We start from the raw sequence: 7976 nt of genomic DNA on the forward strand, positions 1-7976 counted from the left end.
CGCGTCGATGATCGGCTGCACCGAGCTGCCGTCACGGGCACCCGGCACGGAGATCACGAGATTCTCGGTGGCCGACGCCTCGGCGACGACGTCCGAGACATCCGAGATCTCGCCGGTGACGTAGGTGACCCCGTCGACCGGGCCGGTGACGGCGTCCGGGTTCCGCCGGGTGACGCCGGTGACGGTGAAGCCGCGGGACGCCGCCTCAGCGGCGATGGCGGACCCGACCATGCCGGTGGATCCGTAGATGGTGACTGTGCTCATGGGTGTTGCCTCCGATGGTGTCGGTCGAGGGGATGGTTGAGGGGGTCGGCTGAGACTGACCCTGTCGTACAGGAACCGACCGTACGCCGGTCACTTACCGATGTAAAGTGTCTTACCGGGATTAATCCGGGCGCATTCCGGGGTGTACAGTCCCCACCATGACCGCATGGAATCCCGCCGCCCGCGACTGCCCCAGCCGCACTCTCTTCACCACCGTCGGCGACCGGTGGAACATGCTCATCCTGCTCGCCCTCGAGAACGGCGACCGGCGCTTCGGCGACCTCAGGTCAGATGTCGACGGCATCTCCGACAAGGTCCTCAGCCAGCGCCTCGGCGTCCTCACCGCTGACGGCCTGGTCCGCCGCACCGCATACGCCGAGATCCCACCGCGGGTGGTCTACCACCTCACCGACCTGGGACGCTCCGCACTGGGCCCGGTGCACGCGCTGTTCGACTGGACCGTGGTGCACATGGACGATGTCGTCGCCTCACAGACCGGAGCCCCCGCCACGAAGTGAGATGAACGTGCACGGGGTATTACTTAGCCCCCACGCCGTAATTCACCGTGCGCCCCGACGTTGGCTGGGACATGACCACCCGACGTTTCCGCAGAACACTCACCGCCCTGACCATGGCCACCGCCGTGACCCTCGGCCTCGCCGCCGGCCCCACCATCCCCGCAGCCCACGCGACACACGGGAATGTCGTCACCTTCGGCGACTCCTTTGTCGCCGCACCAGACCAGTACGTCGCTTTCGGCCTCGTCACCCCGGAGGTCTCCGCGAACTACCCGCGGACCGACGGCTGCATCCAGGCCCCCGACAACTGGCCCCGCCTGCTCGCCCGGAAAACCGGACGCGACGTGCGTGACTGGTCCTGCAACGGCACCACCAGCCGCGAGATGCTCGGCCGCATCGACCGGGCGATCAACGCCGGCGCACTCAACAGCTCGACCGGCGTGGTGGCGTTGTCCGTCGGCATGAACAACTACGGCCCTTACGGTTTCACCAAGGACGGAGTGAACTTCCTCGACCCCGCCGCAGTCCGCGCCAACTACCTCGCCGACCTGACCACCGCCGCTCGGAAGATCCGGGCCGTCACCCCGAACGCGCAGATCCTTGTGCCCGGCATGCTGTCGGTCACGACCAACGGGTTCTTCTGCATGGTCAACGTGATCCCCGACATGCCGCTGGGCCTGCCGGTCCCGGTGCTCGCCGATGTCGAACGGTGGAACGCCGCCAACCAGCACGAGGCCGCGTCCCTCATCGGTGCGGAGTTCATCGACGTGAAGTCAGCCTCGGCGGCGCACTCCAGCTGCACCACGCCCGACGCCGAACGGATGGTCTCCGGCTGGCTCGACGTCACCACGCCGGACTGGACGATGATCAACCACCCGTCGCGTGCGGGCAACACGCTCGTCGCCGATCTCGTGGCCGCGTCACTGCGGTAGGACGCCAGCGCCGCATCCGCCTGCGGCATCCCCTACTGCAGGGTGGTAGTGACGACGCAGGGTGGGGCAGATCCACCGCACACCACCCCCCGAATGCAGAACACCGCCACCACCGGAGTGATCCGGTGGTGGCGGTGCCCTGAACGAGCGACCCGTGAAGGTCGTCCGCGTGGTTCTGTCGAGAGACAGTACCGCTGCCCTGTGCCCCACGGCGAACCGTGGGACTGTCCCTGAGGGACTTAGAGAGCGGTGACCTGCTGAGCCTGGGGGCCCTTGGCACCCTCGCCGATCTCGAACTCGACCTGCTGGTTCTCCTCGAGGGTACGGAAGCCGTTGCCCTGGATCTCGGAGTAGTGGACGAAGACGTCAGCGCCGCCATCGTTCGGGGCGATGAAGCCGTAGCCCTTTTCAGCGTTGAACCACTTGACGGTTCCCTGTGCCATGTTCTTACCTTCTTCAGATTCGGTGATCGACATCCCCACGTTCATGTACGGGGACACCGGGCCGATGCATAGACCACCGGAGTGGAGGTCCGTTCGCATTCAAAACAACTCCCGCGAACGTTTCACCTACTGACACGGCGAAAAACCGGTGGAACAGCGAGCAAAGCGACGCACAGAAACTGTGACCGCCCCCCAGTCTTCCACGTTTCCTCCCCGACCACCACACCACCCCCGAAATTGCCAGGACCTACACTGGTCAGCCATGGCAGACAGTGGTGCGAAATCCGTCGTCCCCGGCCCCCACGGAAACTCCTACGGTGCCGATCTCCTCACCGCCCTCACCCCGCTGACCAGGGACAACAGTCCATCAGACGCGGGCGCGGGCACAGATACGGACACAACGAACACCGTCATCACCTACGTCCGCACCGAGTCCGCCCGTCTTTCCACCTCCGTCGACTGGCCTGAATGGACCGACCCCGATCTCCGCACCCACCTCATCGACGAGGGCATCGAGCGGCCCTGGTCGCATCAGATCGCCACCGCCGAGCACGCACGCAACGGGGACGACGTCGTCATCGCGACCGGCACGGCGTCCGGCAAGTCACTGGGCTACCAACTGGCCGTCACCGACGCACTGATCCACGAACCCACGGCGTCCTGCCTGTACCTCTCACCGACCAAGGCGCTGGCCCAGGACCAGCGCGCGGCGATGGCGCGGCTGCTGGCGTCCTCCCCCGCCCTGAAGGACGCCATGGTCGCCACCTACGACGGCGACACCCCCGGCGACGCGCGCCGACTGATCCGTGACGAGGCCCGGGTCATCATCTCGAACCCGGACATGGTGCACGCCTCGATCCTCGGCAACCACGAGCGGTGGACGCGCCTGCTGCGCACTCTCCGTTTCCTCATCGTCGACGAATGCCACGTCTACCGGGGCGTCTTCGGCGCGCACGTCTCCCTGGTGCTCCGGCGGCTGCTGCGGCTGGCGCACCGGGCCGGCGCCCGTCCGACGGTCGTCCTGGCCAGTGCGACGACCGCGGATCCGGCGGGGCAGGCGCAGCGGCTGACGGGGCGTCCGACCGTGGCGGTCACCGAGGACGGCTCGCCGCGGGGCGAACGGACCGTGGCCCTGTGGGAGCCGGGGTTCCTGGAGAACACCGTCGGCGAGCACGGTGCGCCGGTGCGTCGGGCGGCGACGACCGAGGCGGCGGCGATCATGGCGCACACCATCGCCGAGGGCGCCCGCACACTGACCTTCGTGCGCTCCCGTCGCGGCGCGGAGATCACAGCCCTGGCCTGCGCCGACGACCTCACGGGAATGGGGCGGGGGGAGGACGCACGGCGCATCGCGTCCTACCGGGCGGGCTACACCCCGGAAGCCCGTCGCGAGCTCGAACGGAAGCTCGACGACGGTGAGCTGCTCGGCATGGCGGCGACCAGCGCCCTGGAGCTCGGTATCGACGTCGGCGGGCTGGACGTGGTCGTGAGCTGCGGGTTTCCGGGCACGGTGGCGAGTTTCCGGCAGCAGGCCGGTCGCGCCGGACGCCGCGGCCAGGGCTGCCTGGTCGTCATGGTCGCGTCCGACAATCCGATGGACACGTACCTGGTGCACCACCCCGCCGACCTGCTGGACCATCCGGTCGAGGCCTCGGTGTTCGACCCCACGAACCCCTACGTGCTGGCCGACCACGTGCTGTGCGCCGCCGCCGAGGCCCCGCTGACCGACGGCGAGGTCACCGCGTTCGGCGGGGACGTGGACGCCACAGATGTGGTCCGTCAGCTGGCGTCCCAGGGGTTGCTCCGGCGCAGGCCGCGGGGCATTTTCGCTGACGTGGACGCCGCGACGGGCGTCCATGCCAGGGTGAACATCAGGGGCGGGTCCGGTGACCAGGTCCTCATCGTCGACGTGACCAGTGGCACGGTGCTGGGCACGGTGGACGCGGCGCGGGCCGTCGGCGAGGTCCATGACGGGGCAGTGTACGTCCACCAGGGTGAGAGTTACGTGGTCGATTCGCTGTCGTTGGAGGAGTGTGTGGCCGCGGTGCACCCGGAGGCGCCGGAGTGGCACACCCGCGCGATGGAGACCACGGAGATCCGGATGGGTCAGGTGTACTCGACCGTGGAGATCGGCGGGACGGACTCCGCCCCCTCGGGCATCTGGCTGGCGGACGTGCAGGTGCAGGTCACGCACCAGGTCACCGGGTACCAGCGTCGGACCTCCGACGGTGAGGTGCTGCAGACCGTGCCGCTGGATGTGCCGCCGCAGCGGCTGGTGACCAGGGCCGCGGCGTACACCGTGGACCCGGGTGTGCTGTTCGACCTGGGCATCGAGGAGCCGCTGTGGCCCGGGACGCTGCACGCCGCCGAGCATGCGGCGATCGGGATGCTGCCACTGCTGGCGACGTGTGACCGGTGGGACATCGGTGGGGTGTCGACGGTGCTGCACTCTGACACGGGCTTTCCGACGGTGTTCGTCTATGACGGGTACGCCGGTGGCGCGGGTTTCGCGGAGGCCGGGTTCGGGCGGTTCGCGGAGTGGATGCGGATGACGGCGGAGGCGGTGGAGTCTTGTGCGTGCGAGTCCGGGTGCCCGTCGTGTGTGCAGTCACCGAAGTGCGGCAACGGCAATGACCCGCTGTACAAGCAGGGTGCGGCGGTGCTGCTGAGGGCGCTGGCGGAGAAGGCCGGGGCTGCCGGCTGAGATGAGGGGTGGGGCCCTTCCTGCCCCTCGATGTCCCAGCCCCTCGATGTCCCTGTCCCTCGATGTCCCTGTCCCTCGATGTCGGCATCACGCACAGCGCCGTCTCACCGCGCCTGCCCCGCCACACCTCTGCCGCGGCACACTCATCACAGTCCCACCCACCGCGCCACCTCACCGCGGTCAGTACCAGTACTGAGCGTGCAGCACTGTCGCTACCAGTACCGAGAGGCGGTAATCAGGTCCCTGACTTCCGCTTCCTGGTACTGGTAGCTGCACCGGGGCGGTGCTGGGCAAGGCTCGGTACTGGTAGCGACACCGCTTAGTGCCTGAGGTCCGCCGCCCCTCCGTCAGTCGACGACGGCTCCACGACTGGCGCACCGAGTTGCCCATGCATTCCGACCAACGCGGCAATACCTTCCACCATGGCTGCCTTCGACTGCGAAGCAGCAGCTCGTCGCAGGTCCTCAGACTGTTGACCAGAGTCAACATGAGTCTGTTTCATGGGTCTCTCCTCCTTTGACTGCCACTGATCCTAGAAAAAGCAACAGCCCCCGGACAGCCCCGAGTCCACATCACGGCCCGGCGACGGCGACGGCGGAGCGGGAACCGACGGTGACCTCGACGAGGATGCCTACCTCCCCCGATGTCCCGCCCGGTGCGTCCGCCCCGCCACCGGTGACCTCCCGGCACTGCGTCAGCGAGGCTCCGTTGGATTCGGCGATGGCGGACGCCCGCCCACACGCCTCATCCACACCCGAGCTGACCTGCACGGTCGCCGCGGACAGCGCGGTGAGGTCGGCGGCGGCGTCCGCCAGGTGCTGCTGGACCAGGCCGGCGACCTGCAGCCCGAGAAAGGTCACGACGGCGATGATCCCCAGGATCACCCCGACACCGGCGACCGTGGCGGAGCCCTCCTCGTCGCCGGCGACATGGTCACCACGCGGGCTCACAGCGCCTCCCCCGCCGGTTCGGCGACGATCACGGCCGTCGCGGAGAGGTCGAACAGTCGTCCCGGCCGGGTGACCTGCACGGTGATGAGGTCTGTGCCGGCCACGCCGATCCCGCCGGTCACGGAGACCCGCGCGTCGGCGTCCACCGAGGAGACCACCGAGGACGCCGCCCCGGACGCGTTGCCCGGGTCCAGGGCCGCGGCGCGCGCGGCGTCCCGTGCCAGGTCCACGGCCCCGAGGTAGGACGCCACGGTCACGATTCCCGCGACCACCAGGCCGACCACCACGGTGAGGGCGGTGAACATGATCGCCGCCTCGACGGTGACGTAGCCGGCGTCGGAACGGTCAGCTGATCGGACGGCGGACGGGTCACTGCGTGTTGAGGGCACGTTCGAAGATCCCGCTGAGGGCGGACTCGACGGTGTCGGAGGTGACGACGAGGTAGAGCAGGGCGCCGAGTGCCGCAGCCGCGACACAGCCGAGGGCGTACTCGATGGTTGACATACCCAGGTCATTGCCCAGGAAGCCGTCGATGCCGCCTTCGTCGTCCTCGTCGTCCTCGTCGTCATCGGCATCGTCATTGATCTGGGCCGCGGGCAGCTCCTCGCCCCAGTCGTCGGGGTCCGGGTCGGTGTCGGTGTCCCAGTCGCCGAAGGGGTCCGGCGGGGTGAGGTCAGCGACGTCGGCGAGGTCAGCCACGTCGGTGGTCAGGGTGGTCATCCTGGTCTGTGCGATCGGTGCGGACATGGTCATGTCCCCTTTCAGTTCGGTGTTCAGTTCAGTGGTTCAGTTCGGTGTTCACGGTGTTGCTGGTCAGATTCCGGCGAAGCCCACCACCAGCGGGATGAGCCCCACGAGGACGAACGCGGGCAGGAAACACAGGGTCAGCGGTGCCGCCACAACGACGAGCACCCGTTCAGCCCCGGCCAACGACGCATCCGCCGCCTCCGCCCGCAGCCGGGTGGCCTGCGCCCGGACGCCCTCCGCCAGCCGGGCCCCGTTACGGGAACCGGACTCGGCGAGCCTGGCGACCGGCCCGAGATGTGGGTCGTCGCGCAACGGCTCCCAGGCGTCCGCCCCCGACCCGAGGGCGAGCAGTGCGGCGACCCGGTGAGCAGCATCCCCGGTGTCACCGGCATGCACCGCCTCACCGGCAGTCCCGGTCTCCCCTGTCTCACCTCCCCCGACCCCGGCATCCCCGCACGTCGTGGCGACGCACCAGGCCACCGACACCGGCAGCCCCGAGACCAGCGACTCGGCGAAGAGGTCGAGCAGGCGGGCGGCGTCCAGTGGCGAGGGCCCGGCGCGTCGCCCCACCCCACCCAGGACGGTCACGGTCAGCGACTCCGTCCACAGCGCCCCGGCGCAGCCCAGCAGCACACCGACGACCAGCAGCAGGACGCCGAGCACATTGCCCACCAGGAACGCCGCCGGATTCAGCCCCATCGACTGACCGAGAGCAAGGGCCCCGAACGGCAGGAGCAGCAGGATCGTCTCGGTGAGCCGGGCCCCTGCCAGGGCACTGGAGGTGTGACCCAGATGGGTGAGCCTGGCGTCGAGGTCGGCCCGAAGGCGGTCCACGAGCCGGCCGAGCGCGGTGCCGTGCCTCGTGGCGGACGCCCACACCGCGAGCAGCCGCCGCACGTCAGGCCCCACGCCAGTGTCCGGACCCGCCCCCACGCCAGTGTCCGGACCCGACCCCACGCCAGGACCCGTGTCAGCACCAGCACCAGAGTCACCACCGCCGTACCCCTCCCCCGGCCGCGCCCCGAGGCGCACCCGCCGCACCTCCACCTCCAGCTGCCCGACGAGCTCACGGCCGACCCCTGAGGTGTCCCGCACCGCATCGAGGGCGTGACCTGCGGCGTCCACCGGGAAAGCCCCGACCCCCAGTTCCCTGGAGAAGGCGTCCACGATCGACCGCAGCGCCCGGGTGCGGGCACGTTCGGCGGCGAAGCGGCGGACGCGGCCGAGGATACGGTGGGCCGTGAAGCCGACGGGGCCGAGAACCCCGGCGACGGCGATGACGGTCAGCATGCGTCCCACATCCGTTCCACCGACAGGCCGCCGACACCGCCGACACCGCCGACCACGAAACGGCCGATGCTGGTGACGCGGCGTCCGGCGGGTGTGCGTTCAACGTGCACGACCACGCCGATTCCGTC

General features: G+C 69.3%; 9 protein-coding genes. 3 read left to right on the forward strand and 6 right to left on the reverse strand.

Features of this window, described 5'->3' with window-relative positions; genetic code table 11:
• Positions 1–264: NAD(P)H-binding protein (locus QZV72_RS12715; protein ID WP_297008952.1), on the reverse strand; the 264-nt coding region annotated here is incomplete at its 3' end.
• 158 nt (positions 265–422) lie between these two features.
• On the opposite strand from QZV72_RS12715, the gene QZV72_RS12720 reads away from it, so the two are divergent.
• Entirely contained in the window at positions 423–782 is a 360-nt protein-coding gene (locus QZV72_RS12720) for a helix-turn-helix domain-containing protein (RefSeq protein ID WP_297008953.1), read from the forward strand.
• Between the two features lie 71 nt (positions 783–853).
• Positions 854–1714 carry a GDSL-type esterase/lipase family protein gene (locus tag QZV72_RS12725; protein ID WP_297008954.1) on the forward strand — a complete coding sequence of 287 codons (861 nt, stop codon included), beginning with the start codon at positions 854–856 and terminating at the stop codon, positions 1712–1714.
• A 239-nt stretch (positions 1715–1953) separates the two neighbouring features.
• Here the strand turns inward: QZV72_RS12725 and QZV72_RS12730 are convergent, their stop codons facing one another.
• A complete protein-coding gene (locus QZV72_RS12730; protein WP_010120999.1) occupies positions 1954–2157 on the reverse strand; it encodes a cold-shock protein in 204 nt (67 codons plus the stop codon).
• A 262-nt stretch (positions 2158–2419) separates the two neighbouring features.
• Between QZV72_RS12730 and QZV72_RS12735 the strand changes: the two genes are divergently transcribed.
• Positions 2420–4861: a DEAD/DEAH box helicase gene (locus QZV72_RS12735; protein ID WP_297008955.1), complete on the forward strand. Its 2442-nt coding sequence runs from the start codon at positions 2420–2422 to the stop codon at positions 4859–4861.
• A gap of 572 nt (positions 4862–5433) precedes the next feature.
• On the opposite strand, the gene QZV72_RS12740 is transcribed toward QZV72_RS12735, so the two are convergent.
• The 4 genes from QZV72_RS12740 to QZV72_RS12755 form a co-directional block, all read right to left on the reverse strand.
• Positions 5434–5811 carry an Rv3654c family TadE-like protein gene (locus QZV72_RS12740; RefSeq protein ID WP_297008956.1) on the reverse strand — a complete coding sequence of 126 codons (378 nt, stop codon included), beginning with the start codon at positions 5809–5811 and terminating at the stop codon, positions 5434–5436.
• A complete protein-coding gene (locus QZV72_RS12745; RefSeq protein WP_297008957.1) occupies positions 5808–6200 on the reverse strand; it encodes a hypothetical protein in 393 nt (130 codons plus the stop codon). The genes QZV72_RS12740 and QZV72_RS12745 overlap by 4 nt, the downstream gene beginning before the upstream one ends.
• Positions 6181–6345 (reverse strand): DUF4244 domain-containing protein, encoded by a 165-nt coding sequence (locus QZV72_RS12750; protein WP_297008958.1) that lies wholly within the window; start codon positions 6343–6345, stop codon positions 6181–6183. Before QZV72_RS12750 ends, QZV72_RS12745 begins: the two co-directional genes overlap by 20 nt.
• A gap of 279 nt (positions 6346–6624) precedes the next feature.
• On the reverse strand, positions 6625–7848 hold the full coding sequence (locus tag QZV72_RS12755) for a hypothetical protein (protein ID WP_297008959.1): 1224 nt from the start codon (positions 7846–7848) through the stop codon (positions 6625–6627).
• Between the last annotated feature and the right edge of the window lie 128 nt (positions 7849–7976).

Source organism: uncultured Corynebacterium sp., from assembly GCF_902782855.1.
Taxonomy (GTDB): Bacteria; Actinomycetota; Actinomycetes; order Mycobacteriales; family Mycobacteriaceae; genus Corynebacterium.

Bases quoted from the DNA above. Each gene is read 5' to 3' on its own strand.
- QZV72_RS12720 (WP_297008953.1), top strand. From the start codon at position 423: ATGACCGCATGGAATCCCGCCGCCCGCGACTGCCCCAGCCGCACTCTC.
- QZV72_RS12725 (WP_297008954.1), top strand. From the start codon at position 854: ATGACCACCCGACGTTTCCGCAGAACACTCACCGCCCTGACCATGGCC.
- QZV72_RS12730 (WP_010120999.1), bottom strand. From the start codon at position 2,157: ATGGCACAGGGAACCGTCAAGTGGTTCAACGCTGAAAAGGGCTACGGC.
- QZV72_RS12735 (WP_297008955.1), top strand. From the start codon at position 2,420: ATGGCAGACAGTGGTGCGAAATCCGTCGTCCCCGGCCCCCACGGAAAC.
- QZV72_RS12755 (WP_297008959.1), bottom strand. From the start codon at position 7,848: ATGCTGACCGTCATCGCCGTCGCCGGGGTTCTCGGCCCCGTCGGCTTC.